The sequence below is a fragment of the Novosphingobium sp. genome (assembly GCF_024642085.1).
Taxonomy (GTDB): Bacteria; Pseudomonadota; Alphaproteobacteria; order Sphingomonadales; family Sphingomonadaceae; genus Novosphingobium.
This window is the reverse complement of sequence record NZ_JAHEBV010000006.1, coordinates 103,398-126,748: the sequence shown is the minus strand read 5'-3', so window position 1 is coordinate 126,748 and position 23,351 is coordinate 103,398. Positions and strand designations below refer to the sequence as shown.

At 58.5% G+C, this 23,351-nt stretch carries 25 protein-coding genes; 13 read left to right on the top strand and 12 right to left on the bottom strand.

Annotated features, from left to right (window positions below; translation table 11 throughout):
- Positions 1–159 precede the first annotated feature (159 nt).
- Genes ccoN through ccoS form a run of 8 tightly spaced genes read left to right on the top strand, consistent with a single transcriptional unit; the run spans position 160 to position 7,945 of the window.
- Entirely contained in the window at positions 160–1,827 is a 1,668-nt protein-coding gene (gene ccoN / locus Q0L62_RS04360) for a cytochrome-c oxidase, cbb3-type subunit I (protein WP_296676945.1), read from the top strand.
- A gap of 13 nt (positions 1,828–1,840) precedes the next feature.
- Entirely contained in the window at positions 1,841–2,605 is a 765-nt protein-coding gene (gene ccoO / locus Q0L62_RS04355) for a cytochrome-c oxidase, cbb3-type subunit II (RefSeq protein ID WP_296676942.1), read from the top strand.
- On the top strand, positions 2,602–2,766 hold the full coding sequence (locus tag Q0L62_RS04350; protein ID WP_296676940.1) for a cbb3-type cytochrome c oxidase subunit 3: 165 nt from the start codon (positions 2,602–2,604) through the stop codon (positions 2,764–2,766). Before ccoO ends, Q0L62_RS04350 begins: the two co-directional genes overlap by 4 nt.
- Entirely contained in the window at positions 2,756–3,670 is a 915-nt protein-coding gene (gene ccoP, locus Q0L62_RS04345) for a cytochrome-c oxidase, cbb3-type subunit III (RefSeq protein WP_296676937.1), read from the top strand. The genes Q0L62_RS04350 and ccoP overlap by 11 nt, the downstream gene beginning before the upstream one ends.
- Positions 3,657–5,228 (top strand): cytochrome c oxidase accessory protein CcoG, encoded by a 1,572-nt coding sequence (ccoG, locus tag Q0L62_RS04340; RefSeq protein ID WP_296676934.1) that lies wholly within the window; start codon positions 3,657–3,659, stop codon positions 5,226–5,228. Before ccoP ends, ccoG begins: the two co-directional genes overlap by 14 nt.
- The gene (locus Q0L62_RS04335) at positions 5,173–5,676 is read left to right on the top strand and encodes a FixH family protein (protein WP_367183253.1); all 504 of its coding nucleotides are present in this window, start codon (positions 5,173–5,175) and stop codon (positions 5,674–5,676) included. Before ccoG ends, Q0L62_RS04335 begins: the two co-directional genes overlap by 56 nt.
- Positions 5,673–7,796: a heavy metal translocating P-type ATPase gene (locus tag Q0L62_RS04330; RefSeq protein WP_296676928.1), complete on the top strand. Its 2,124-nt coding sequence runs from the start codon at positions 5,673–5,675 to the stop codon at positions 7,794–7,796. The genes Q0L62_RS04335 and Q0L62_RS04330 overlap by 4 nt, the downstream gene beginning before the upstream one ends.
- Positions 7,793–7,945: a cbb3-type cytochrome oxidase assembly protein CcoS gene (gene ccoS, locus Q0L62_RS04325; RefSeq protein ID WP_296676925.1), complete on the top strand. Its 153-nt coding sequence runs from the start codon at positions 7,793–7,795 to the stop codon at positions 7,943–7,945. The genes Q0L62_RS04330 and ccoS overlap by 4 nt, the downstream gene beginning before the upstream one ends.
- Positions 7,946–8,047: 102 nt before the next feature.
- Here ccoS and Q0L62_RS04320 read toward each other — a convergent pair whose 3' ends face one another.
- The 6 genes from Q0L62_RS04320 to Q0L62_RS04295 all read right to left on the bottom strand — a co-directional run bounded on the left by Q0L62_RS04320 (position 8,048) and on the right by Q0L62_RS04295 (position 13,350).
- Entirely contained in the window at positions 8,048–9,016 is a 969-nt protein-coding gene (locus tag Q0L62_RS04320; RefSeq protein ID WP_296676924.1) for a Gfo/Idh/MocA family oxidoreductase, read from the bottom strand.
- Positions 9,013–9,855, bottom strand: coding sequence for a class III extradiol dioxygenase subunit beta (locus tag Q0L62_RS04315; protein WP_296676921.1), 843 nt, complete (start codon positions 9,853–9,855; stop codon positions 9,013–9,015). The genes Q0L62_RS04320 and Q0L62_RS04315 overlap by 4 nt, the downstream gene beginning before the upstream one ends.
- A gap of 1 nt (position 9,856) precedes the next feature.
- Complete coding sequence (gene ligA / locus Q0L62_RS04310) at positions 9,857–10,279, bottom strand: protocatechuate 4,5-dioxygenase subunit alpha (RefSeq protein WP_296676920.1); 423 nt, start codon at positions 10,277–10,279, stop codon at positions 9,857–9,859.
- Entirely contained in the window at positions 10,276–11,301 is a 1,026-nt protein-coding gene (locus tag Q0L62_RS04305; RefSeq protein WP_296676917.1) for an amidohydrolase family protein, read from the bottom strand. The genes ligA and Q0L62_RS04305 overlap by 4 nt, the downstream gene beginning before the upstream one ends.
- The gene (locus Q0L62_RS04300) at positions 11,298–12,095 is read right to left on the bottom strand and encodes an NAD(P)-dependent oxidoreductase (RefSeq protein WP_296676913.1); all 798 of its coding nucleotides are present in this window, start codon (positions 12,093–12,095) and stop codon (positions 11,298–11,300) included. Before Q0L62_RS04300 ends, Q0L62_RS04305 begins: the two co-directional genes overlap by 4 nt.
- Before the next feature lie 97 nt (positions 12,096–12,192).
- Complete coding sequence (locus Q0L62_RS04295) at positions 12,193–13,350, bottom strand: LysR family transcriptional regulator (RefSeq protein ID WP_296676911.1); 1,158 nt, start codon at positions 13,348–13,350, stop codon at positions 12,193–12,195.
- Positions 13,351–13,455: 105 nt separating this feature from the next.
- On the opposite strand from Q0L62_RS04295, the gene Q0L62_RS04290 reads away from it, so the two are divergent.
- From Q0L62_RS04290 to Q0L62_RS04280, 3 genes are read left to right on the top strand one after another with little or no spacing between them, the layout of a single operon-like run.
- Positions 13,456–14,130 carry a 4-carboxy-4-hydroxy-2-oxoadipate aldolase/oxaloacetate decarboxylase gene (locus Q0L62_RS04290; RefSeq protein WP_296676909.1) on the top strand — a complete coding sequence of 225 codons (675 nt, stop codon included), beginning with the start codon at positions 13,456–13,458 and terminating at the stop codon, positions 14,128–14,130.
- Positions 14,123–15,181: a 4-oxalomesaconate tautomerase gene (locus tag Q0L62_RS04285; RefSeq protein ID WP_296676907.1), complete on the top strand. Its 1,059-nt coding sequence runs from the start codon at positions 14,123–14,125 to the stop codon at positions 15,179–15,181. The genes Q0L62_RS04290 and Q0L62_RS04285 overlap by 8 nt, the downstream gene beginning before the upstream one ends.
- Complete coding sequence (locus Q0L62_RS04280; RefSeq protein ID WP_296676904.1) at positions 15,178–16,053, top strand: amidohydrolase; 876 nt, start codon at positions 15,178–15,180, stop codon at positions 16,051–16,053. The genes Q0L62_RS04285 and Q0L62_RS04280 overlap by 4 nt, the downstream gene beginning before the upstream one ends.
- A gap of 130 nt (positions 16,054–16,183) precedes the next feature.
- Here Q0L62_RS04280 and Q0L62_RS04275 read toward each other — a convergent pair whose 3' ends face one another.
- From Q0L62_RS04275 to Q0L62_RS04255, 5 genes are all read right to left on the bottom strand, one after another.
- Positions 16,184–16,972 carry a sulfite exporter TauE/SafE family protein gene (locus Q0L62_RS04275; RefSeq protein WP_296676902.1) on the bottom strand — a complete coding sequence of 263 codons (789 nt, stop codon included), beginning with the start codon at positions 16,970–16,972 and terminating at the stop codon, positions 16,184–16,186.
- Complete coding sequence (locus tag Q0L62_RS04270) at positions 16,965–17,303, bottom strand: hypothetical protein (protein WP_296676898.1); 339 nt, start codon at positions 17,301–17,303, stop codon at positions 16,965–16,967. Before Q0L62_RS04270 ends, Q0L62_RS04275 begins: the two co-directional genes overlap by 8 nt.
- 289 nt (positions 17,304–17,592) lie before the next feature.
- Positions 17,593–18,000, bottom strand: a complete 408-nt coding sequence (locus tag Q0L62_RS04265; RefSeq protein ID WP_296676895.1) for a DUF6691 family protein — start codon at positions 17,998–18,000, stop codon at positions 17,593–17,595.
- Positions 17,997–18,437 carry a YeeE/YedE thiosulfate transporter family protein gene (locus Q0L62_RS04260; RefSeq protein ID WP_296676893.1) on the bottom strand — a complete coding sequence of 147 codons (441 nt, stop codon included), beginning with the start codon at positions 18,435–18,437 and terminating at the stop codon, positions 17,997–17,999. The genes Q0L62_RS04265 and Q0L62_RS04260 overlap by 4 nt, the downstream gene beginning before the upstream one ends.
- A complete protein-coding gene (locus tag Q0L62_RS04255; protein WP_296676890.1) occupies positions 18,437–19,354 on the bottom strand; it encodes an MBL fold metallo-hydrolase in 918 nt (305 codons plus the stop codon). Before Q0L62_RS04255 ends, Q0L62_RS04260 begins: the two co-directional genes overlap by 1 nt.
- A gap of 142 nt (positions 19,355–19,496) precedes the next feature.
- Between Q0L62_RS04255 and Q0L62_RS04250 the strand changes: the two genes are divergently transcribed.
- Positions 19,497–20,090: a peroxiredoxin gene (locus Q0L62_RS04250; protein ID WP_296676887.1), complete on the top strand. Its 594-nt coding sequence runs from the start codon at positions 19,497–19,499 to the stop codon at positions 20,088–20,090.
- Positions 20,091–20,094: 4 nt separating this feature from the next.
- Complete coding sequence (locus tag Q0L62_RS04245; protein WP_296676884.1) at positions 20,095–20,487, top strand: helix-turn-helix transcriptional regulator; 393 nt, start codon at positions 20,095–20,097, stop codon at positions 20,485–20,487.
- Positions 20,488–20,520: 33 nt separating this feature from the next.
- Here the strand turns inward: Q0L62_RS04245 and Q0L62_RS04240 are convergent.
- The coding region (locus Q0L62_RS04240; protein WP_296676881.1) for a VCBS domain-containing protein at positions 20,521–23,351 on the bottom strand (2,831 nt) is incomplete at its 5' end.

Sequence of the window (23,351 nt, the reverse complement as noted above, 5' to 3'; positions counted from 1 at the left end):
TATCGGGCCGATCAATCGTCAGGCTGCTGGATATTCAGGAACTGGCCCGAAAGGCCGGCAACCTTCCGAATTCGATCAATTTAATTTCCGAATTTGCGCTGGATCAATGAATCGATCCGCGGCGCCCCCTAAGCAAAAGCGACAGGGACGGAGATTTTCATGCAACTCGAAGCGGCACTTGGTCGGGTAGGACTTTGGTTCGCCGTGTTCGTATTGGCGGTCGTCGCGGCGGCTAATGCCGCCGATAGAGGTTTTGCGATCCATGCTGCCATTGTTGGCTTTGTAGCACTGGTGCTTCTGGCAACAAGCGCAACCCGATTCGATCCGGTGGGAACGGCGCAAGGCTTCTTCAGAATGCCGGAAGGTCCATCACGGTATGATGACGATCCGGTCAGATGGGGCGCCATCGCTACGCTGTTTTGGGGTACGGCGGGGTTTGCGGCCGGACTTTTCATCGCGCTTCAGTTGGCGTTCCCGCAGCTCAATTTCGAACCCTATTTCAATTTCGGTCGGGTCCGCCCGTTGCACACCAGTGCGGTGATTTTCGCATTCGGCGGGAATGCCCTGATCGCGACAAGCTTTTACGTGGTTCAAAGAACGTGCCGGACGCAGCTTGCATTCCCTGGCCTGGCCCGTTTTGTGTTCTGGGGGTACCAGCTGTTCATTGTCCTGGCTGCTACCGGCTATCTGTTGGGGATCACCGAATCGCGCGAATACGCGGAGCCCGAATGGTATGTCGATTTGTGGCTAACGGTCGTTTGGGTCGCCTATCTGGTGGTCTTTGTCGGAACCATCGCAAAGCGAAGCGAACCACATATCTATGTGGCAAACTGGTTCTACCTGGCCTTCATCGTCACAGTTGCGATGCTGCACATCGTCAACAATCTCTCTATGCCTGTCAGCCTCGTGGGGTCGAAGAGTTATAGTGCGTTTGCAGGCGTGCAGGATGCTTTGACCCAGTGGTGGTACGGGCACAACGCAGTGGGATTTTTCCTCACTGCCGGCTTCCTGGCAATGATGTATTACTTCGTGCCCAAGCAGGCGGAACGGCCAGTCTATTCATACAGGCTGTCGATTATCCATTTCTGGTCGCTGATCTTCCTCTACATCTGGGCCGGGCCACATCACCTTCATTATACCGCTCTGCCCGATTGGGCGCAGACACTGGGCATGGTGTTTTCAATCATGCTGTGGATGCCCAGCTGGGGCGGCATGATCAACGGCCTCATGACGCTCAACGGGGCGTGGGACAAAATCCGGACTGACCCGATCATTCGCATGATGGTCATGGCGCTCGCGTTCTACGGGATGAGCACATTCGAAGGCCCGATGATGAGCATCAAGTCGGTCAACAGTCTTTCCCACTACACCGATTGGACGATTGGCCATGTTCACTCCGGAGCGTTGGGGTGGAACGGCATGATTACGTTCTCCTGCCTTTACTATCTGTTCCCCCGGCTGTGGAAGCGTGCACGGATGTACTCGCTGAGGATGATCAACTGGCATTTCTGGCTCGCTACGCTGGGAATCGTTTTTTACGCCGCGAGCATGTGGGTGGCAGGCATCACCCAAGGTCTGATGTGGCGCGAATATGGCGCCGACGGCTATCTGGTGAACAGCTTCGTCGATACGGTCGCGGCGCTGCATCCAATGTACCTGCTCCGCGCGTTTGGCGGTGTTCTTTACCTGAGCGGCTTTGTGATCATGCTCTTCAACGTGTGGCAGACGCTCGCCGGCAAGATGCGCAACGAAGCGGCAATGACCGAGACACCTTACGATCACGCTGCCGATTGCCCGATCCCCATGGCCGCCGCACCGGCAGAGTAACGAGACCACACCGATGAACACTCCCGATGCCAAACCCGCCCCGTCGCGCCACCAACGGCTTGAGCGTAACATCACGTTAATGGCGGTGGCGACGTTCATCGCTGTTGCCATCGGCGGAATTGTTGAAATCGCGCCGTTGTTCTGGATCGACAACACAATTGAGAAGGTCGAGGGGATGCGGCCGTACACGCCGCTGGAACTGGCTGGCCGCGATATTTACGTGCGCGAAGGCTGCTATAGCTGCCACAGCCAGATGATCCGCCCGTTCCGCGACGAAGTGGAGCGCTACGGCCATTACAGCCTTGCTGCAGAGAGCATGTATGATCACCCGTTTCAGTGGGGGTCGAAACGCACAGGACCTGATCTGGCGCGGGTAGGTGGCCGCTATTCGGACGAATGGCACGTCCAGCACCTGGTCAATCCCCAAGCGGTCGTGCCCGAAAGCGTCATGCCGCCGTATGGATTCATGAAAAAGACCGATTTGACCATGCCGAATATCGGCGCAAACCTAGCCGCATTGCGCCGGGTCGGGGTGCCTTACACGGATGCCGATATTACCAGCGCTGCAAAGGATCTTGCTGCTCAAGCCGATCCAGATACCGACACCGCTGATTTTCTGAAGCGTTATCCAAAGGCGCAGGTGCGTGATTACGACGGAGATCCAAAGCGTCTGACCGAAATGGACGCGCTGGTCGCTTACCTGCAAATGCTCGGAACCTTGGTCGACGTGAATCGTGCTGCCGCTCAGGAACACCTCGCGGCGGAGAAGGGCCGGTGAGCACATATGAAACGCTGCGTCACTTTGCCGACGGACTCGCTCTGGCAGGGATGATCGTGTTGTTTCTGATTTTGTGCCTGTGGCCATTTCGTCCTGGCGCGAAGAGTCTGAACGCTTCCGCTGCCCAGTCGATTTTCGAAGGAGGCGAAGATGGCGAATAAGCGGATCGATGAACCCACCGGGACCGAGACGGTCGGCCATGAATGGGATGGTATCGAGGAGCTCAACACTCCGCTGCCGCGCTGGTGGCTCTGGTCCTTTTATCTCAGCATTGCATTCGCGGTCGGCTACGTAATTGCCTATCCGGCGATACCCTTGCTCAATCGCGGTACAGAGGGATTACTGGGCTGGACCAGTCGTGGTGACCTGGCAAAGGAAATAGGACTCGCCGATCAGGCACGTGTAACCGTAAAAGAGCGGCTGGCGGCCGTGGACGTGTCCAAACTTTCGGCAAATGACGCCTTGCTGCAACAGGCGCGATCAGGCGGTGCTGCGGCATTCAAAGTCAATTGCGTCCAATGTCACGGTTCGGGAGCGGCAGGTAATCAACAGCTAGGTTATCCCAATCTCAACGACGACGACTGGCTATGGGGCGGCGACATGTCCACCATTGCATATACGATCAACCACGGCGTCCGGCAAAGCAATGACGACGACAAGCGTCAAAGCGCCATGCCCGGCTTTGCCGGAGTTTTTGATCCGCAGCAAATGACCGCTCTGGTCGCGCACGTCCGTTCACTTGGCGGGCTTCAGCAGCCGAATGCCGCAGGCGCCCAGATTTTCGCGGAAAACTGCGTTGCCTGTCACGGCGCAAACGGGGATGGGAACCGCTCGATTGGCGCGCCTCGCCTTAACGATGCGATCTGGCTGCGCGGAAGCAGTCCCGCGGCTGTCGAAAGGCAAATTCTCAACCCGAAAATGGGTTCAATGCCAGCCTGGGGTCCTCGGCTTGATCCGGTGACGGTCAAGATGCTGACTGCCTATGTCCATTCGCTCGGTGGCGGTGAGGCATTCGTCGATGGGCCTGCTCAAGAGCCAGGTGGGAAAACTGATGTCCGGCCCTGACGGCCACCAGCCGCAAGATCCGTTAACGGTGGCCGGCGGCGGTAGATCAAAGACCGAAGTTCCGTCATCAAATGCCGCTGCCGGTCTCGGCGCAATAACCACGCGGCAACATCCCCAAGGTCCGCCGGAAGAACGCGTGACCGACAAACTTTATGAAGCGCGCAAGCAGGTTCACAACAAACGGATTGATGGGCCGTTCAGACGTTTCAAATGGTTCGTCATGGCGATGACACTGACAATTTACTACGCCACGCCTTGGCTTCGCTGGGACCGCGGCCCCTATGCACCTGACCAGGCTGTGCTGGTAGATCTGGCCAATCGCCGGTTTTATATGTTTGGAATCGAGATCTGGCCGCACGAGTTCTATTTCGTGGCCGGATTGCTAATCATGGCCGGGATCGGATTGTTCCTGGTCACCAGCGCAGTAGGGCGTGCATGGTGCGGATACTCCTGCCCGCAGACGGTCTGGACCGATGTTTTCCAGCATGTCGATCGCTTCGTCGATGGCGATCGCAACGCCCGCATGCGGCTTGAAGCTGCGCCGTGGACGTGGGGCAAAGTGCTGCGGCGTGCGTTCAAGTGGATCATATACCTGATAGTCGGGTTCTGGACCGGCGGAGCCTGGATCATGTACTTCGCCGATGCCCCTGCGCTGGTGCATGATTTCTGGCGCGGGGAAGCGGCGCCGGTCGCCTATGTCACGGTGGCTGTCTTGACGTTGACTACCGTCACGCTTGGCGGGTTCATGCGCGAACAGGTTTGCATTTATATGTGTCCATGGCCGCGCATCCAAGCGGCGATGATGGATGAAAAGTCGCTTTTGATTACGTACAAGGACTGGCGCGGCGAACCCCGTGGAAGCGTGAAGAAGGCTCGCGCCGAACCAGCGCGCTTCGGAGACTGCATTGACTGCACGCAGTGCGTACAGGTTTGCCCCACCGGAATAGATATTCGCGAAGGGCCACAGATCGGCTGTATCACTTGCGGACTGTGTATCGATGCCTGCGACAAAGTCATGGCAGAGATCGGCCGGCCGCGCGGCCTGATCGATTACGCAACACTGGAAGATTGTCAACAGGAGGCGGCAGGAGCGGCTCCGCGTCCGGCATGGAAGGCCTTGCTCAGGCCGCGGACGCTTGCGTATCTTGGTATCTGGTCGGCAATCGGCATGGCCATGTTGTTTGCACTTGGCACCCGCACGCATATCGGCCTGACAGTATCGTCCGATCGGAACCCGCCCTTCATGTTGATGAGCGACGGTTCTGTCCGCAACTCGTTCACGCTGAAGTTACGCAACATGACGAGCGCCCCGCGCGAAATGACGGTGACGCTTGACGGCCTTGCAGGCGGAACACTGTGGACTGATCGTGTGGCGCGTGAAAGTGCCAGCCGCCACCAGACAGTCACCGTACCTGCGGACGCATCCCAAACGATGCGCGCCTACGTCGCCATGCCGCCAGGATCATCGGCCCAGAGTTTCGCCTTCGACCTGTCGACCGAGGATGCGAAGCCAGAACGTGTCAGCAGCGAGACGCACTTTTCAGCCCCGGAGCATTGATATGAGGCAAAACTTTACCGGCCGGCATATGACAGGGATACTCGTCGGCGGGTTCGCCGTCGTGGCAGGGGTGAACGTGCTGATGGCAAGCCTTGCAATCAGAAGCTTCGGCGGTGTCGTCGTTCAAAACTCGTACGTGGCTAGTCAGGATTTTAATCGTTGGTTGGCCGAGGCGGACCGGGAAGACGCACTGGGCTGGAAAGCCACCGTCAGCAGAGCCGGGGATGGCCGCCTTGAAGTGGTTGCACGTTCGGTCCCGGCTGGCACTTCGGCCAGCGTGGAACTGCGCCACCCGCTGGGCCGTGAAGATCGGCATCATTGGCTGCTAGCGCCTCAGGGTAGCGGCCGATATCTTAGTGTCGACAAGGTTCCGGATGGGCGGTGGCTCGTTCGTTTAACGCTGCGTCACGGTGCGAAGCGTATGCAGCTCGAGCGGCCGGTCGGATGAACAAGCCAAGCGTCATCGCCGTGCCAGCGGGCGAGCGGTTGCAAGACAGCCGTTTTACTGTTCCGGGCATCCGCTGTGCGGGCTGCATCGCAAAAATTGAGCGCGAAATCTGCACCTTGCCGGGTGTCGACACTATGCGCGTCAACTTTTCAGCCAAGCGGGTGGCCGTTCGTCACGATGATCGCCTTGACGACGCGGATTTGATCGAAGCCCTGCGCCACCTTGGTTTCGAGGCACAATCAGTCGATGCTGATCCAATTGCTGGGGTTGACGAGGAGACGAAAGGTCTGTTGCGTGCTCTCGCTGTTGCTGGCTTTGGCATGATGAACATCATGCTCCTGTCGGTCAGCGTATGGTCAGGGGCGGGCGGGGTGACTCGCGATTTGTTCCATTGGCTGAGCGCGCTGATAGCCATACCGGTGGTTGCCTTTTCCGGGCGGCCATTTTTTGCCAGCGCCGCCATGGCCCTGCGCTATCGGCGCACTAACATGGACGTGCCGATCTCGATTGGCGTCCTGCTGGCCACTGGCATGAGCTTTTACGAAGCGCTTAGCGGAGGTAGGGATACCTATTTTGACGGCGCCGTCATGCTGCTTTTTTTCCTTCTTGCAGGCCGCGCCCTTGATGCATCGATGCGCAATCGTACACGCGCCGGCATCGGTGCGCTGTTGAGCAGGATGGGACGCAGCGCCAGCGTGCTACAGGCCGATGGCTCCATGCACCGGATTGCTGCTTCCGCCATTGTTCCGGGTATGGTGATGCTGGTTGCCGCAGGTGAAGCATTTGCCGCTGATGGTGAGATTATCGCCGGGGTCAGCGCGATTGATAATGCCATCCTGACTGGCGAGAGCGCACCCGTGCCCGCCATGATAGGAGACCTTGTTCATGCCGGGGCCGTAAACGTTGGGGGGCCGATACAGGTCTGCGTTACGGCTGCGCAGGACGACACGGCATTAGCTGAGATTGCACGGCTTATGGACGAAGCCGGGCAATCGCGCAGCCGGTACGTGCGCATAGCTGACCGGGCCTCGCGCATTTACGCACCGGCAGTCCACACCCTTGCAGCGCTTGCCTTTTTGGGGTGGCTGGCCGCCGACGCTGGCTGGCACCAATCACTGGTCGTTGCTATCAGCGTGCTTATCATCACTTGCCCGTGCGCGATGGGCTTGGCGGTACCGGCAGCACAAGTTGTCGCCAGCGGTGCACTGGCCAGGCATGGCGTGCTGATCAAGGATGGCGCGGCACTTGAACGGCTGGCCGAAATAGATGTGGCAGTGTTTGACAAGACCGGGACGCTGACCTTGGGCGCGCCGCGCGCCAATCTTGCCGGACTTGGTGAAGTCGAAAGGTCGGTTGCCCTGGCACTTGCGCAATCGAGCCGCCACCCGCTGAGCCGGGGCTTGGCCGCGAGCTTGCTTGCGGCGGGCACAAAGCCTGCACAACTGTCTGATGTTGCCGAAGTTGCCGGACGCGGGTTATTCGGGAAGTTCAAGGGCGACGAGGTGGCGCTCGAAAAGCCTGAAATCGCAGCCAAGACGTTTTGCTCAGTCCTGAGGATCGGCGGACAGCGCCGTGAGATAGAGTTTTCTGATCCCTTGCGTAGCGATGCAGCTGTGACCCTTGGCGCACTTGCCGACATGGGAATTGATAGTCGTATTCTATCGGGCGATCGCAGTCTGGCAGTCTCAACGATCGCAAATCACTTAGGCGTTCCGGCGATCTCCGCGGCCTCGCCCGACGAAAAACTTGTCCAGCTTGAAACCCTTAAAAGCGGCGGCAAACGACCGCTGATGGTTGGCGATGGATTGAACGACGGACCAGCGTTGGCCGCCGCCCATGCCTCACTCGCTCCCAGCAATGCTAGCGACACCAGCCAGCAAGCCGCCGACGCCGTGTTTCTGGGCGATCGACTTGCGCCTGTCGCGCTGGCAGTCCGCGTTGCGCGCTGCACAATGCGTGTGGTCCGGCAAAACTTCGCTTTCGCCATAGCCTACAATTTGCTGGCCGTGCCGATTGCCATCGCCGGGCTGGTCACCCCGCTCGTTGCGGCTGTGGCTATGTCGCTTAGCTCTTTGGTCGTTATCGCCAATTCACTCCGCCTGGCGAGGGCAACGGGATGAGCGGTCTCGCTCTCCTGATTCCGTTGGCACTTGCGTTGGGCTTAGCCGGTCTTGCCGCATTTTTCTGGGCGATGAAGGTCGGCCAATTCGAGGATTTGGACGGCGCTGCGCAGCGCATTCTTATCGATGAAGACGAGGACCAGAGCTAGTCGGATGCGGACCAATCCAAGTTGAGCCGAAAACGTCGCCAGCGTCAGGCGCATTTAGCCAAAGTCTGAAAAGCACGATCGCAAAGCTTCAGCGCACTTCGCTCAGGACCAGCCATCCTGATGTTCGAAATCGGCCGCAAGCTCGCCGATGATACGATAGCAATCGAGAACCTGATCAATCGACGAGTTCGGTTTTCGGCCTTCACTGATTGCGGAGATGAATTCACGGTCCTGCAACTCTATTCCGTTCATGCTTACAGCCACACCGCTGACGTCGATCGGATCTTCCCTGCCATTAACAAGATCATCGTAGCGCGCGATATATGTCTCGGTATCACCGATGTACCGAAAGAATGTACCCAGAGGACCGTCGTTGTTGAATGACAAGGATAGCGTGCAGATCGCGCCGCTCTCGCTTTTTAGCTGGATCGACATGTCCATAGCGATGCCTAGTTCGGGGTGCCGTGGACCCTGGACGGCGCTGGCCTTGATTATCTTTCCCGTCTGGTAAGCAAACAGATCGATTGTGTGTGCGGCGTGGTGCCAAAGCAAGTGGTCGGTCCAGCTGCGCGGCTGACCCTTGGCATTGATGTTCTTGCGGCGAAAGAAATAGGTCTGGACGTCCATCTGCTGGATATTCAGATCACCAGCAATGATCTTGTTATGGACATATTGGTGGCTCGGATTGAACCGGCGCGTGTGTCCGACCATGCAGATCAGCCCGGTCTGCTGCTGTTTGTGTAACACGGCTTGCGCACCGGCCCATGTGTCGCACAGCGGAATCTCGATCTGAACGTGCTTGCCCGCGTCCATGCAGGCCATCGCCTGGGCGGCGTGCAACTGGGTTGGAGTGCACAGGATCACGGCATCGACATCGTCTCGCGCCAAGGCATCCTCAAGTTCAGTTGAGCTATGGCGTGCGCCGTATTTTTTAGCGACTTCGGCAGCTTGCTCAGCCGTACGGCTGATGATCGACACGATCTCCGTGCCGGGTATATTTTGCAGGCCGTCGAGGTGCTTTTCCCCAAAGGCTCCGGCGCCGGCAAGGGCAACACGAACTGGCCTGGTCATGCCGCAGGCTCCAGAACAAGGTGACCGATCGCGGTGTTACTGCAGGGAATGTGGTAATGCCGGTGCAGGGATTTAACTTTCTTGCCCAAGGCCCCGCGCATCACCAGCCACATCACCATCTCAATTCCTTCGCTGCCGGTTTCGCGCAGATATTCGATATGCGGGATGTAACGGGCCTCCTCACTGTCGGATTCCAGCAGATCGAGAAACCTGTTGTCCCACTCACGGTTGAGCAAACCGGCGCGGGGACCTTGCAGTTGATGGCTCATTCCGCCTGTGCCCCAGATTTGTACGTTGAGTTCTTCGGGAAAGCTTTGCACCGCGCGGGCAATTGCCTCACCCAACGCCCAGCAGCGGTTGCCCGATGGGATAGGATAGGTCACCACGTTGACAGCCAACGGCACCACTTTGCAAGGCCACTTGTCAGGTTGACCAAACATCATCGATAGCGGAACAGTCAATCCGTGATCAACGTCCATCTCGTTGATTATCGTCATGTCGAAATCGTCCAGGATAAGACATTGCGCAATGTGCCAGGCAAGGTCGGCATGGCCTTCGACATCGGGCACTGGGCGCGGCCCCCAGCCTTCGTCAGCGGACTTGTAGTTTTCGCCGCAGCCAATCGCGAAGGTTGGAATGATGTTGGCGTCGAATGCGGACGCATGGTCGTTGTAGACCAGAATTACGACGTCCGGTTTTTCGGCCTCTTCCCAACTGCGGGTCCAGTCATAGCCGGCAAAAATCGGGCCGAAATAGTCGTCGCGGGTTTTGCCCTGATCCACGGCTACGCCCAGCAAGGGTACGTGGCTTGAGCCGACACCTGCGGTTATCCTGGCCATGTCAGTAGCCTCCCTTGATGGAGCGGTTACCCTGCGCCGGCCGCCCGCCGCGCAGCATCATTTCGCGATATTCGGGAAATGTCATATCGGTCATCGTGCTCACCGCTTCAGCAAAACTCAGCCCGTCGGTGCTGAACAGCTTGGACAGAAAATAGACATTGCCGCCCAGATCCAGCAGCGCATTGTAATCACGCCTAAGCACCGCGGCCTTAGCCTCATCAGACAGTTTCCAGCGGTCAAGATAGGCGCGCTCATCAGTCTTGAAACTTTCGCGGTTCTCGGTTGTCATCAGGCTCATCGCGAACTGGTTGATCCAATAGCCTTTGCGGGCGCGGCTGGCTGTGAACACGCGCGTGCCGGGAATATCTTCAAGCTCGGCAAGGTATTCATGGATGTCAGTCTGGGCATGTTTGTCGCAAGTCATTTGCCGCGTTCCTTCAATTGCGCATCAAGCCGCGGGAACACCCGGCGCGCGTTACCTTCATAGATGGCGTGGCGTTCGCCATCGGTGATCGCAAGCGCATCAACATAGCGCTTGGTATCGTCGAAATGGAATCCGGTGGTGGGATCGATGCCGCGTACCGCGCCCACCATTTCGCTGCCGAACAGGATATTCTTGGTGTCGATCACGTCCGCCAACAGGTTGATCCCCGGCTGGTGATAGACGCAAGTATCGAAGAACACGTTGTTCATCAGATGGCCTGACAGGTCCGGCTTCTTGAGCATGTCGGCCAACCCGCGGTAACGTCCCCAGTGATAGGGCACTGCGCCGCCGCCGTGCGGAATAATAAAGCGCAATGTGGGATAACGGGCGAATAGATCTCCCTCAAGCAGCTGCATGAAGGCGATGGTGTCGGCAGCAATATAGTACGCACCTGTGGCGTGCATCGCAGGATTGCAGCTGCCCGAAACGTGGATCATCGCTGGCACATCAAGCTCGACCATTGCTTCGTAGAACGGAAACCAGAACGGATCGGTCAGCGCTGGGTGCTGGAAATGCCCGCCGCCCGGATCGGGATTAAGATTGCAGCCGATGAAGCCCATTTGCCCCACGCAGCGCCGCAGCTCTGCGATTGAACTGCTCATATCGGCCTCGGGGCTTTGGGGGAGCATACAAACCGGCGCGAACGTGTCGGGATATAATTCTGCGACACGTCCAATCAAATCGTTGCAGGCCTGAGCCCAATTCACAGCTACCGACTGATCGCCCACGTGCGGTGCCATCGCACTGGCTCGCGGGCTAAAAATTGTCATGTCTGCGCCGCGTTCCCTGATCAGGCGCAGCTGGTTTGCTTCGATTGTCTCGCGGATCGCATCGTCAGAAATCTGCGGGTAAAGCGGACACTCCGTTCCGGCCTTGAAGGCGGCCTTCTGCGTCTCGCGCCAATCGTCATGTGCCTTGGGCAGAACGGTGTAATGTCCGTGGCAGTCGATAATCAACGTCATTGCGCCGCTTTCCTTCTTGCTGCGTCACGTTGGCGTTGGATGGTCCCGCGTGTCATTGTCGGCTCCACCCCCAGTGATTGCAGGGTCTTTGCGCTTTCTTCCATCTCGGCCGCTCTGCGTAATCCGTGCTTTTCCATACGCTCGCAATTGTAGGCGGCTCGGACGGTCCAAGGAAAAGGCCGCTCAGTGGCGTCTAGCGAAGCCAAGACTTCGGCAGCAACTCCTGCCTGCTGGGCGGCTTGCATCATTTCATCTGTAAGTGCCTCGACACCTTTGATCATCACTGAACGGATCATCTTGACCGCGCTGGCCCGGCCAATTTCCGCCCCGCAACGGCTGATGTTGTCAAAGCCCAGGGCGCGAAGTGCAGCTTCGGCACTGGCGGCATCCGGCCCTGCCAAAAGCAATGGCACATGCAGCCCCGTCCCGCTGACCGGAGCCAGCACGGCAACATCGATGTAGCGCGCTCCACCCGCCTGAACAGCCTCGGCAGCAGCACATTTGGTGTCCGGCGCAACTGAGTTCATGTCGCACCACAAGGCGCCTGGAGCCAGCGACGCTGCGCTTTGCCGGGCAGCCGCCAAGGCCTGGTCTGCTGTTACCAGCGAAATGACCAGGGACGCTGAGCGAACCGCTTCACCGGCGGTGCTTGCTGCGCGAATGCCAAGATCGCGCATTGCAGAAGTGCGCGATGGATCGATGTCAAAGGCACAAGCGCGTTCGCGCCAGTCCCCACCGCGCGCGAACGTTGATGCGGCCTCGCCAAAGCCGATAATTGCGACAGGCAGTTCCATCTTCGCAGACTTGCATGGCGGGCTAAGGACAAGCCAATTCGTTGTCGTCAGCACCTATAAGAATTGCCTAATTGCAATTTTGTAGTAGCGGCCAGGATCAGCATTCCGGGGCTGGTTTGGATTGTAGGTCAAGTTCTTCAAGAAAATCCCGATGGACCTGAGAAGGCATCCACGATTTGCGCGTGGTAACCCCGATGGTCCGACCCAGTTCTGCGGGCAAAGACAAAATGACTTCCAGCCACCCTGCTTCAAGCTCGACGATCAGCTGATCAGGCGACAGCATGGTCAGGAAATCGCTATCAATCAGAATTTGCCGAATCATCATAACCGATCCGCTTTCGATCGGGACGCGCGGTAGATTGCCGTCGGTACAGGTGAAGAAGCGTTCCCACGAAGTGCGCAAGGGCGCCCCTCGGCCAGGCATTGCCCACGCATAACCTGCAAGATCTTCCTTGCTGACATCCCGCCCCGCCAAGGGGTGGCCCCTGCGCCCTATCACCGCCGGAAGGTCGTCAAAAAGCGGCTTTTGCATCAGGTCGTCCTCGTCCAGCGGCAAACGCAAGGCGCCAACCATCAGGTCTATCGTGCCGTTCCGCAGAGGTTCGACCAGTTCGGCGCGCGAACCCTCTACAATCGCCAGTTTGACCTCGGGGTGGCGGCGCATGAACCCGGTCACCGTAGCCGGAAGGATCCGAGCCCGCGACAAGGGCATCGCGCCAATCGTGATCGTGCGTGTTTCCTTGCCTTTTAGCGCTTCGATTTCGGCAAGCCCGGCTTTGAGCTCAACCCGCGCCAGACGCAGCGAGCGAGCCAGATCGAACCCCGCTGCAGTAAGCGCGACAGTCCTTCCGCGCCGCCTAACCAGCGAGCGCCGCAGGGCCAGGGACAAGTCGCTGATTGCCCGGTGCAACGAGGGTAGTGACAAGCCGGTCTGGATGCTTGCCCCGGCGTAACTGCCTGCATCGGCCAGAGCCAGGAAAGCGCGCAACCTTGATATCGTTACATGCGGGCTGGAAATGTGTGCCAGCGCAGCTTCTATTCGCACAATCAAAAGCCGGGCAGCCGGCGTGGGCACCATGCCGTCATGGTGCCTTTCAAACAACGGCAGACCCAATTGCTCCTCTAGCCGAGCCAGGGCTTGCGTAATCGCTGGCTGGGTCAAGTTGACGGATGCCGTCGCGGCATTGATCGATCCCAGTTCCGCGATTTTCGCAACCGCAGCCAGATGCCTGAGATTGAGTTGAGCGTATTCCATGGCATCACACTTAGCTAAATCTAATGACCCGGCCAGAGATTTGTTTTCCCAATCGGGGTGATGGCAGGCACGATGGTCGAAGACCAGTGGAGCAGGAGAAGCATGATGAACGGTACTGTCGTACAGCGCATCGCGCGCGCCTCGCCAGAACTGATTGGCGGCTTGGCAACATGCGGCGTTGCGACAGTACACGAAGCCCAGGGACGGACGGGGCTGCTCGCAAGTTACATGCGGCCAATCTATCCCGGCGCAAGGATAGCGGGCAGCGCGGTGACAATCAGCGCGCCGCCAGGCGATAACTGGATGGTGCATGTCGCAATCGAGCTGCTTCGCGAGGGTGATGTCTTGGTCATCGCCCCGACGAGTCCTTGCGAGGACGGGTATTTTGGCGATCTGCTGGCGACAAGTGCGCAGGCGCGCGGTTGCGCGGGCCTTATCATCAATGCCGGCATCCGCGATGTTCGTGACCTGACCGCGATGCAATTTCCGGTCTGGTCGAAAGCCGTATTTGCTCAAGGTACGATCAAGGCATCGCTGGGCAGCGTAAACGTGCCCGTGGTCTGCGCCGGTGCCTTGATCGACGCAGGCGATATTATCGTCGCCGACGACGATGGGGTTTGCGTGGTTCCGCGCTCTGCGGCAGCAGATGTTCTGAAGGCCGCCCAGACACGCGAGGCCAACGAAACCGACAAGCGGGCCCGGCTTGCGGCGGGCGAACTGGGGCTCGACATGTACAAGATGCGCGAAAAACTAACCGAGATGGGCCTGAAATATGTCTGAAACGGGCATCCGCTGCATGTGGATGCGCGGTGGAACGTCCAAGGGCGGCTTCTTTCTGAAGGCCGATCTTCCCACAGAACACAGCGCGCGCGATGCCTTTTTGCTTCGTGCCATGGGCAGTCCTGATCCGCGACAGATCGATGGCATGGGCGGGGCCGACCCTTTGACCAGCAAGGTCGCCGTTGTCACGAAGTCGACCCGGCCGGGGATCGACGTGGATTATCTGTTCCTGCAAATCTTCGTTGACAAAGCAATCGTCACCGATGCGCAAAACTGCGGCAACATGCTTGCCGGCGTGGCACCATTTGCCGTCGAGCGAGGGCTTGTTGCTGCTTCCGGTTCTGAGACGCGGGTCGCAATCTTCATGGAAAATACCGGGCAAGTTGCGGTCGCGACTGTTCAGACCCCGGGGGGCACAGTCTCCTATCACGGCGATGCAGCGATTGACGGCGTACCTGGCACCGCAGCGCCTATCCCTACCGAGTTTCGTGATACTGCCGGTTCATCATGCGGTGCCCTGCTACCCAGCGGCAATGCGGTCGATGTCGTGAACGGTGTGCCGGTGACCATGATCGACAACGGCATGCCATGCGTGGTGATGAAGGCGGCAGACGTTGGCATTACAGGGTACGAGGACCGCGAGTGGCTGGACGCCAATGCCGATCTCAAGGTGCGGATCGAAGCGATCCGGCTGGCAGTGGGGGAGCGGATGAATTTGGGCGATGTGAAGGAAAAAAGCGTGCCCAAGATGATGATTGTCGCACCACCTCGAAACGGGGGTGCGATCTGCGTACGCAGCTTCATCCCGCACCGCGCCCATGCCTCGATCGGTGTATTGGGTGCGGTCAGCGTGGCGACAGCATGCCTTGTAGAAGGTTCCCCCGCGGCAGACGTTGCTGTGGTTCCCGAGGGGGCGCGCAAGACGCTGTCGGTCGAACATCCGACCGGCGAGATGAGTTGCGTACTTGAGGTGGATGGCCGCGGCGAAGTTGTCACAGCCGCATTGCTGCGCACGGCGCGCAAGCTGATGGATGGAGTTGTCTTCGGATGAGCGAACGGGTCATCAGTTGGCACGCAAATCCCTCAACGCCGCGCTATGTTCCGCCGCCAGGGGCAGTCGATGCGCACTGCCATGTCTTTGGCCCGATGGGCCGGTTTCCGTTCAGCGCGAAGGCCAAGTATTTACCAGAGGATGCCGGGCCGGATGCGCTGTTTGCGCTGCGCGATCGCCTGGGCTTTGATCGCAACGTAATCGTTCAGGCAAGCTGCCACGGTACCGACAACGCAGCAACTTTGGATGCCATCGCAAGGTCAGGCAGCAAAGCGCGCGGGGTTGCCGCAGTTGATCCGGGGATATCCGCAGAGGACCTCGAAGCTCTGCACCTGGGAGGCATTCGCGGCGTGCGTTTCAACTTCCTCAAACGCCTGGTCGATGACGCGCCCAAGGACCGGTTTTTAGATGTGGCGCGACGGTTGCCGTCGGGATGGCACGTCGTGATCTATTTCGAAGCAGATATTCTTGAGGAATTGCGAGCCTTTATGGACGCGATCCCGGTGCCGCTGGTGATCGATCACATGGGGCGCCCAGACGTAACACAAGGACCCGATGGCACCGACATGCGAGCATTCCGCCGCTTGCTCGAAAGCCGCGCAGACATCTGGTTCAAGGCAACCTGTCCGGACCGGCTCGACCCAACCGGCGATCCCTGGAACGCGTTCGCCGACTTTGTTGCGCCGCTGGTCGCTGATTATCCCGAACGCTGTTTGTGGGGCACGGATTGGCCACACCCCAATATGCAGGAGATGATTCCTGACGACGGGCATCTGGTCGACATGATCCCGCGCATTGCACCGAACTCAGCTGCGCAGCACCGGCTCCTGGTAACCAACCCCATGCGGCTTTACTGGGCTGATGAAGGCTGATTACGGTTCGTGTTTACTGAATAGGATCCAGTTAGCCGAATTCGCCTGAACGGATATCGCACCAGGGGATGCAGTGTAACGCAAAGATACGGTGTCACACGGCGGGCTTGTCCAGCGAACCAAGACACAGTCAGGCAAATGCGCTCCAGCTTTTTGAAAGCATATAGGCAGCTACGACAAATATCAGACAGGCGAATACGGTATTGAGCAGACCCTTGGTTCCTGCCAGCCGTTTCGCGACCAGGGTGCCAACAACGCTGCCTACTGCTCCGCCAGCAATGAAGGCGGCAGCAAGCGGCCAGTCGACCAGCCCAGACCAAGCGTAGTTGGTGGCAGTGGTCAGGCCAAAGGCTGTAACAGCAACCAATGACGATCCCACTGCGCTAAGAATTGGCATTCCAGTCGAAGCAACCAACCCCGGGACGATCAAAAAGCCGCCACCGATTCCGAAAAAGCCGGAAAAAAGGCCAGTACCCAGACCATATCCCATCACCTTTGCCATGTTTTCTCGGTTGCATTCAGCGCCTGGATTCCCTTGGTTCTGGCGCGATCGCACCATCAATATTCCAACCACAATCATTACGATGGCGAAAAGAAACAACAATTTCTGGCCATCAAAGGCCTTGCCGGCGGTAGAACCGGCCAATGCCCCAGCGATCCCCGCAGCCGCAAAGATCGACGCGCAGCGCCATTTGACATTACCGGCGCGGGCATGATTGACGACACCGATCAAGGCATTGGCTGCTACCGCCAGAGCGCTTGTGCCGATTGCCAGGTGCGGATTGCGCACACCGACCAGATAAACAATCAGCGGCACAGCCAGAATCGAACCGCCGCCGCCGACCAGTCCAAGCGTGAAACCCACTAATCCGCCCGAGAAGCCGCCAAGCAGATATTGAACTGTGTCAAGCTCAGGCATGTTCGCCGCCGTTCATGTGCGGTGCTGCCATCCATTCACGACCTGCCGGCATCCCGCGCCGGTAGACCGGCGCAAAAATGGTATCCTTGATCAGCCAGGAAAGTTGCGAAGGGCGAGTTCCATCGATCAGCCTTTTGGGAAAGCTGGGAAGCAATATGCCGCGATAGCTGAACTCCGCGACACTAGTTCTGCCGCTTACAATCCTTAGCGAGCAGCTTCCAAAGCCGTGGTCAACGGCTACCGGTTCCTTGCTCATTGAAGTTTGCAGAGCATTGCCCACTACCACCGCTGCCCGCTTGCGCGCTGCAGCCATAGTGGTGGCACTGGGCATGCTGCACGCATCATGCAGCGAACCTGCCAAGTCCAAACGTATGGTGGAGCGCGCACCAGAACGGCAATAAGCGAATTGCATGCCTTTCTTGCAAGCCACATTGGCAATTGCGGAGGACGGATCATGGGTTTCCGCCTCCGCTTGAGGCCCATTGCAGATGGTCGATTTGAACCTGGCGGCTGACGGCCTAGCTATGTTTCCGGCGTTGATTTGCGGAGAGACGCTTTGCGTTTCGTTCGGTGTTCTGGTTGCGGAAGGCTCGCTCATCGCAAATCCTTTCAAGGAGGCTTCAAAGCGCCAAACGATGCGCGATCATTCCGGCAAACATGGCCATCACGAAAGCGAATGCGGGCAGCGGGCTAAGTGCCAGATCTGCCAGGGCCGGGCCGGGGCAAAGGCCGCCGATCCCCCAACCGGTTCCAAACAGCGCTGCGCCGGCCGCAAGCTTGCGATCAATCACTTTGGTCTCGGGAAGAGAGAATGTAACTCCGGCCAACGGCTTGGCCATCCGCCGCTGGATCATCCATGCGACAAGCATCGGGATAATCGCGCCGCCCATCACAAAGGCGAGCGTCGGATCCCAATTACCGGTGATATCCAGAAAACCCTGCACCCGGGCGGGGTCCCCCATGCCGGAATAGGCGAGACCGGCGCCGAACAGGCTGCCAGCTACAAGGGCCACAAGCAATCGGATCATAATCCACCCGCCTGGCGCATAAGTGCCACCGTAACAAAGCCGCTAGCCATAAAGATCGCCGTCGCCAACAACGAGCGCGGCGAGAACCTGGACATGCCGCAGACCCCGTGGCCACTGGTGCAGCCTGAGCCAAGTCTGGTCCCGAAACCGACGAGTAATCCGCCGAGGATCAGCGGAACATAGGATGCGGGGAAGCGTGTTTCGATCCCGCCGAGCAAACGGGCCATGATGAGTGCTCCGATCGGCAGTCCCAGTATAAATGCCATAGCGACACCGCGCGGAGCCCCGTCATCAGCAATGCCGGTGGCGCGCGCTGCCAATCCGCTGACGCCAGCAATTCGGCCCAGACCAATCAGCATCAGCGCCGCCGCCAGGCCAATCATCAGACCGCCCGCCAAGCCTTCATACGGCATCGCATAAGGAAACGATTTAAGCATCAAACACCGTTCAATGGGACTTTGAGATAACGGACTCCGTTATCTTCGGGAGGGGGTAGGTGGCCAGCACGCATGTTTACCTGCACAGAGGGGAGGATTAGGCGGGGCATGTCGAGTGTCTTGTCTCGTGCCGTCCGCATGGCGACGAACTCGTTTTCGCTTACGCCGTCATGTGCGTGGATATTGCGCGCCCGCTGCTCGGCAACCGTAGTTTCCCACGCGAACGTATCGCGGCCTTGGGGCAGGTAATCATGGCACATGAAAAGCCTGGTCGATGTAGGCAACGATAGCAGTCTGCGCATCGATCGATAAAGCTGGCGCGCATCACCACCAGGAAAATCGGCGCGCGCCGATCCGTAATCGGGCATGAACATCGTATCCCCGATGAAGGCTGCATCACCGATGACGTAGGCGATGTCGGCAGGCGTATGCCCTGGTACGTGCAAGACGGTTACAGCGATGTTGCCGATCCTGAACTCCTCGCCGTCAGCGAAAAGCCGGTCGAAGTCCGATCCGTCACGTTGAAAATCAGTGCCTGCATTGAACAGTTTGCCGAACACATTTTGAACGTCAACGATGTGTTCGCCGATGGCAATTTTGCCGCCAAGATTCTCCTGCAAATAGGGGGCGGCTGACAGGTGATCGGCATGTGCATGCGTTTCCAACAGCCATGAAACCGTCAGCTTGTGTTCTTTTACATAGTCGATGACGTTGTCCGCTGACCGGAACGAGGTTCTGCCCGAAGCCGGATCGAAATCGAACACGCTGTCGATGATGGCTGCGTGCTTCGTTCCCGCATCATAAACAACGTATGTCACCGTATTGGTCGGCAGATCGAAGAACGCCTTGATCGCAGGCACACCGTTCTGGGCAGCAACCACCTGAGCACTGGCTTTGGCGATGGCAGAGTCGGTCACGGGAAACTCCCATAAATTCATATTTACATAAATTATGTAATCAATTACGACGATTGGGTCAAGATGCCGGTAGCTGCAGGTGTTCGAAGGTGGAGAGTAGCCTTTGTTGACGGATCGGTTTCGCTTCAGGGAGGACCAAAACGTGCAAATTGGCGACCCAGCGCCGGACTTTTCGGCGCGCTCGACCGAAGGTGAGGTCAAGCTATCGTCGTATCGCGGGCGGTGGCTGATATTCTTCTCGCACCCTGGTGATTTCACTCCGGTGTGCACGACGGAGTTTGTAGCGCTGGCCAAGCACCAAAATGCGTTTGAGGCGCTGGGGTGCGCGTTGCTCGGCCTGTCAGTCGATAGCCTTTATTCACACTTCGCTTGGTCACGGGCAATCGAACAGCACTTCAAGGTCAAGATCGCTTTTCCGATTATCGAAGACCCGAGCATGGCAATTGGCCGAGCCTATGGCATGATTGACGATCGCAGCCCCGATGCAGCGGCGATGCGGTCAGCCTATTTCATTGATCCCAGTGGCATCATCAGGGCGATCATCAGTTACCCGCACAATGTTGGGCGTTCCGTCGAAGAAATGTTGCGTTTGATGACTGCGCTCCAGGCAGTCGACGACGGTAATGGGCTGGCGCCAGAAGGTTGGCAGCCTGGCCAGGCCTTGCTGGCAACCCCAGCGGAAGGCGGCGCGCCATTAGCTGAGGGACCGGACTGGTTCTGCCGCCCGCTGCCTTGAGGATATGGAAATGAGCCTGTTTGAAGACCGCGCCCTTGCCGCAACCGCTGCCGAAAAGCTAAGGGTTTATGCCCAGCCGCAGCGCCTGATGATCTTGAGCTGTCTGCTGCGCGGTGGGCGCAACGTTGGTGAAATTAGCGAAGCCACCGGAATCGAACAGCCAGCGTTGAGCCAGCAGCTGGCAGAACTGCGCAGGGCCGATCTTGTCACAACCCAGAAGGAAGCAAAACAGGTGCGATATTCACTTGCTGACGAGGCCGTAAAACTTTGCGTCAGGAATATGGAAGCCATCTTCGGCGGCATCGGTGACGTTATGCCCGTGGCCGCCGAACCGCTACAGGCGTCAACACAAAGGCGCGTCACCGGCGCCGCCGGCTTTGCCAAGGTGCTTGATTGACAATCCCTAACGAACGGACATCAAGCCGGGTCCTTAGGCAATCAGGAAGTCGCTCGCATCAAGAGTTCCCGAGGCCAGATCGATATGGGCAACCAGAACGCGCGCAGCCGCTCCGTTTCCATCGGCATCGTAGTAGAGATTGCCTGTCGCCGTATCGAACAGTACATAATTCGTCGCGCTCCCCGCGATCCCACCTGCGTTGGCAATAAAACTGCTAGCCGACATAGAACGCTCTGCGCCACTGCCGAATGCGGTAAATATGGTATCGTCGAGAACGATTTTATCGTTACCGTTCGCTTCGAGATCCATGATCCGATCGACGTTGGTCAAAGCATCTAGCGGTGTATCAAAATAGAACCGGTCGCTCCCGAATCCTCCGTAAAGCGTATCGTTGCCGGTGCCGCCATGGATTTGATCGTTGGCCTGCTGACCGTAGACAACGTCATTGCCCGACCCAGCAAAGATGGTGTCGTCTTGGCCGAGGCCAAAGATTACATCATCACCCGTTGCCGCTGCGAGGGTCGCCCCGGATAACCCAATTGAGTCATTGGTGTTGTTTGTTCCGATTATTATGGAAAACGATTCGCTGTACGAATTGGCGCCCTGCGTAACCTGGACGGTCAATTCGTAGATCCGACCGGTATCCACGCCTTGTGCAGAAATCGCACCGCTACTGCTGACCGTGAAATCGCCGGCAAAGCCGCTTGCCGGTCCGCCATTCAGCAGCGTCGCTGTCAATGAGGTGGCTGCGTACGTGTAGGTTGCTCCGGAAACCGCGTTTGCCACCGATAATTGGCCAAAGGATCCGTTGGGTTCGTTTGAGCCAAATTGAGATGCATCCATTGTCAGAACGAGATCGTTTGGCGCGGGGACAACAACGTCGTTCTGACCATTGATAACAATGTTTACTACCTGCGCCGTTCCATCGGCCGTGGTTACCGTAAAGCTGTCGTTGAGGCTGGCACCGCTGGCCAGCGCGTCCACTACTGGATTGGCGTTGTTGAGCGCATAGGTCCAATGACCGGTGGCGTCGATGGCATAGCTGCCATAACCGCTGGCGGTCAGAGTTGACCCGGTTACTGTCCAGGCATCCGCTGCTCCGTCAACATCGAACGAATTGAGGTCACCCGCCGCGGTTGGTACGCCGGGGTTAGACGATGTGGCTTCGGTAACCGTGCCGTCGTGCAGTCCGGTGATCGTTGCGGCATCGTTCGCACCGGTGATCGTCACGACGACGTTGGTGGTGGCCGTGCCATCAAGTGACTGGATCACCATCGTATCGGTGACGATCTGGCCAGCGACCAACTGCTGGGTCGCACCGCGGGAATTGTCGAGAGTATAGCCCCAGACCCCGGTCGACGCGTTGAATGCGAAGGTCCCGTATGTGCTGTTGAGCGGGCTAAGCGGCGTGACAAAAGTGGCTTCTCCAGTGTCCGGATCGGTTATTGTCAGAGTGCCGCCAGTAGTGGGCGTTCCTGCCGCAGCATTATTCACGCCTCCGGCTTCGACCACATTACCGGTTTTGGTGCCCGATATGATCGCGCCGTCGTTCGCACCGGTGATGGTGATTGTCACGAGTTGCGGCGTTCCGTCAATTGTCGTCACCGTGAAACTGTCGGTCACTACCGTTCCGCCCGGCAAGGCGTTGACGGCCGGATTGCCGTTGGCAAGCTGGTAGGTCCACTGACCCGCCGCATTTATTGTGTAAGACCCATAACCATTGGCCGCCACCTGGGGGCTGCTGACTGCCGTCCAGCTGTCGGGAGCATTGTCAACGTCGGCCGCGTCAAGATTTCCGGTGACCGTATTGGGTACCGCGTCCTCGGTGATGTCCCCGCTCACCTGCCCGGTGATAATCGCTGAATCGTTAACCGGGTTGATCGTCAAGCTGACAGTGCGGGTCGCGCTTTCTCCAGCGGCTGTATCGGTCACCGTATAGGTGAAGCTGTCGCTGCCAAAATAGTTCGCGTCAGGGTTGTAGGCATATGTGCCGTCGGAATTGAAAGTGACTGCTCCATGCGCCGGTCCATCGGCCAGGGCATAGCTCAGGCTGCCGCCCGAAGTGGTCGAGTCATTATTCGCAACGCTGGCAATGATCGCGGTATCTTCGTCGCCCGATGAGCTGTCATCTTGCGCGTTCAGGTCCGCTACCGCCGCAAGTGTGAAGCTCTGCGTTCCTCCTACCGATGCGTTGTGCGGATCGCTGACCGTATAGCTGAGTTGTACTGGCCCGTTGTAATTCGCAGCGGGCGTAATCGTGAACGTTCCGTCTCCGTTGTCCAAGACGCTGCCATGATCGGCGACAAGGCTCGAAACAGTCAGCGTCATGTCATCGATATCGTTGAAGCCCTGCAATAGGTCAGCCACACTGACCACGTAGATCATATCCTCGGTGCCGAGCTGCAAGGTTGCCGTGGCCGCCCCGGTAGGCGCGTCGTTGGTGCCCTGGATGGTGATCACCACGTTCTGGGTGGCGGCTGCACCGTGATCGTCGGTGACGGTGACCGTAAAGGTGGCGGTGTGGGTCTCGCCCTCGGCCAGGTCCTGGTGGTTGGCGTTGTCGAGCGCATAGCTCCACACGCCGGTATCGGGATCGACCGTGAAGGTCCCGTAGGTGTCGGCGGCGTTGCCGGTGAAGGTCGCATGGGCGCCGTGGTCGACATCGCTGGCGGTAACCTGGCCGGTGACGCTGAGCACGATGTCTTCGGTGACGGTCCCGGCCTGCGCCTGGCTGGTGATGAACGGCGCGTCGTTGGTGCCCTGGATGGTGATCACCACGTTCTGGGTGGCGGCTGCACCGTGATCGTCGGTGACGGTGACCGTAAAGGTGGCGGTGTGGGTCTCGCCCTCGGCCAGGTCCTGGT

What these genes read in the sequence shown, in the direction of transcription:
- ccoS (WP_296676925.1), top strand. Translation starts at nt 7,793, where the DNA reads ATGAGCGGTCTCGCTCTCCTGATTCCGTTGGCACTTGCGTTGGGCTTA.
- ccoN (WP_296676945.1), top strand. Translation starts at nt 160, where the DNA reads ATGCAACTCGAAGCGGCACTTGGTCGGGTAGGACTTTGGTTCGCCGTG.
- Q0L62_RS04315 (WP_296676921.1), bottom strand. Translation starts at nt 9,855, where the DNA reads ATGGCCAGGATAACCGCAGGTGTCGGCTCAAGCCACGTACCCTTGCTG.
- ccoO (WP_296676942.1), top strand. Translation starts at nt 1,841, where the DNA reads ATGAACACTCCCGATGCCAAACCCGCCCCGTCGCGCCACCAACGGCTT.
- Q0L62_RS04335 (WP_367183253.1), top strand. Translation starts at nt 5,173, where the DNA reads ATGCGAAGCCAGAACGTGTCAGCAGCGAGACGCACTTTTCAGCCCCGG.
- Q0L62_RS04290 (WP_296676909.1), top strand. Translation starts at nt 13,456, where the DNA reads ATGAACGGTACTGTCGTACAGCGCATCGCGCGCGCCTCGCCAGAACTG.
- Q0L62_RS04330 (WP_296676928.1), top strand. Translation starts at nt 5,673, where the DNA reads ATGAACAAGCCAAGCGTCATCGCCGTGCCAGCGGGCGAGCGGTTGCAA.
- Q0L62_RS04305 (WP_296676917.1), bottom strand. Translation starts at nt 11,301, where the DNA reads ATGACGTTGATTATCGACTGCCACGGACATTACACCGTTCTGCCCAAG.
- Q0L62_RS04285 (WP_296676907.1), top strand. Translation starts at nt 14,123, where the DNA reads ATGTCTGAAACGGGCATCCGCTGCATGTGGATGCGCGGTGGAACGTCC.
- ccoG (WP_296676934.1), top strand. Translation starts at nt 3,657, where the DNA reads ATGTCCGGCCCTGACGGCCACCAGCCGCAAGATCCGTTAACGGTGGCC.
- Q0L62_RS04260 (WP_296676893.1), bottom strand. Translation starts at nt 18,437, where the DNA reads ATGCTTAAATCGTTTCCTTATGCGATGCCGTATGAAGGCTTGGCGGGC.
- Q0L62_RS04295 (WP_296676911.1), bottom strand. Translation starts at nt 13,350, where the DNA reads ATGGAATACGCTCAACTCAATCTCAGGCATCTGGCTGCGGTTGCGAAA.
- ligA (WP_296676920.1), bottom strand. Translation starts at nt 10,279, where the DNA reads ATGACTTGCGACAAACATGCCCAGACTGACATCCATGAATACCTTGCC.
- Q0L62_RS04320 (WP_296676924.1), bottom strand. Translation starts at nt 9,016, where the DNA reads ATGACCAGGCCAGTTCGTGTTGCCCTTGCCGGCGCCGGAGCCTTTGGG.
- ccoP (WP_296676937.1), top strand. Translation starts at nt 2,756, where the DNA reads ATGGCGAATAAGCGGATCGATGAACCCACCGGGACCGAGACGGTCGGC.
- Q0L62_RS04275 (WP_296676902.1), bottom strand. Translation starts at nt 16,972, where the DNA reads ATGCCTGAGCTTGACACAGTTCAATATCTGCTTGGCGGCTTCTCGGGC.
- Q0L62_RS04300 (WP_296676913.1), bottom strand. Translation starts at nt 12,095, where the DNA reads ATGGAACTGCCTGTCGCAATTATCGGCTTTGGCGAGGCCGCATCAACG.
- Q0L62_RS04280 (WP_296676904.1), top strand. Translation starts at nt 15,178, where the DNA reads ATGAGCGAACGGGTCATCAGTTGGCACGCAAATCCCTCAACGCCGCGC.
- Q0L62_RS04270 (WP_296676898.1), bottom strand. Translation starts at nt 17,303, where the DNA reads ATGCCCAGTGCCACCACTATGGCTGCAGCGCGCAAGCGGGCAGCGGTG.
- Q0L62_RS04265 (WP_296676895.1), bottom strand. Translation starts at nt 18,000, where the DNA reads ATGATCCGATTGCTTGTGGCCCTTGTAGCTGGCAGCCTGTTCGGCGCC.
- Q0L62_RS04245 (WP_296676884.1), top strand. Translation starts at nt 20,095, where the DNA reads ATGGAAATGAGCCTGTTTGAAGACCGCGCCCTTGCCGCAACCGCTGCC.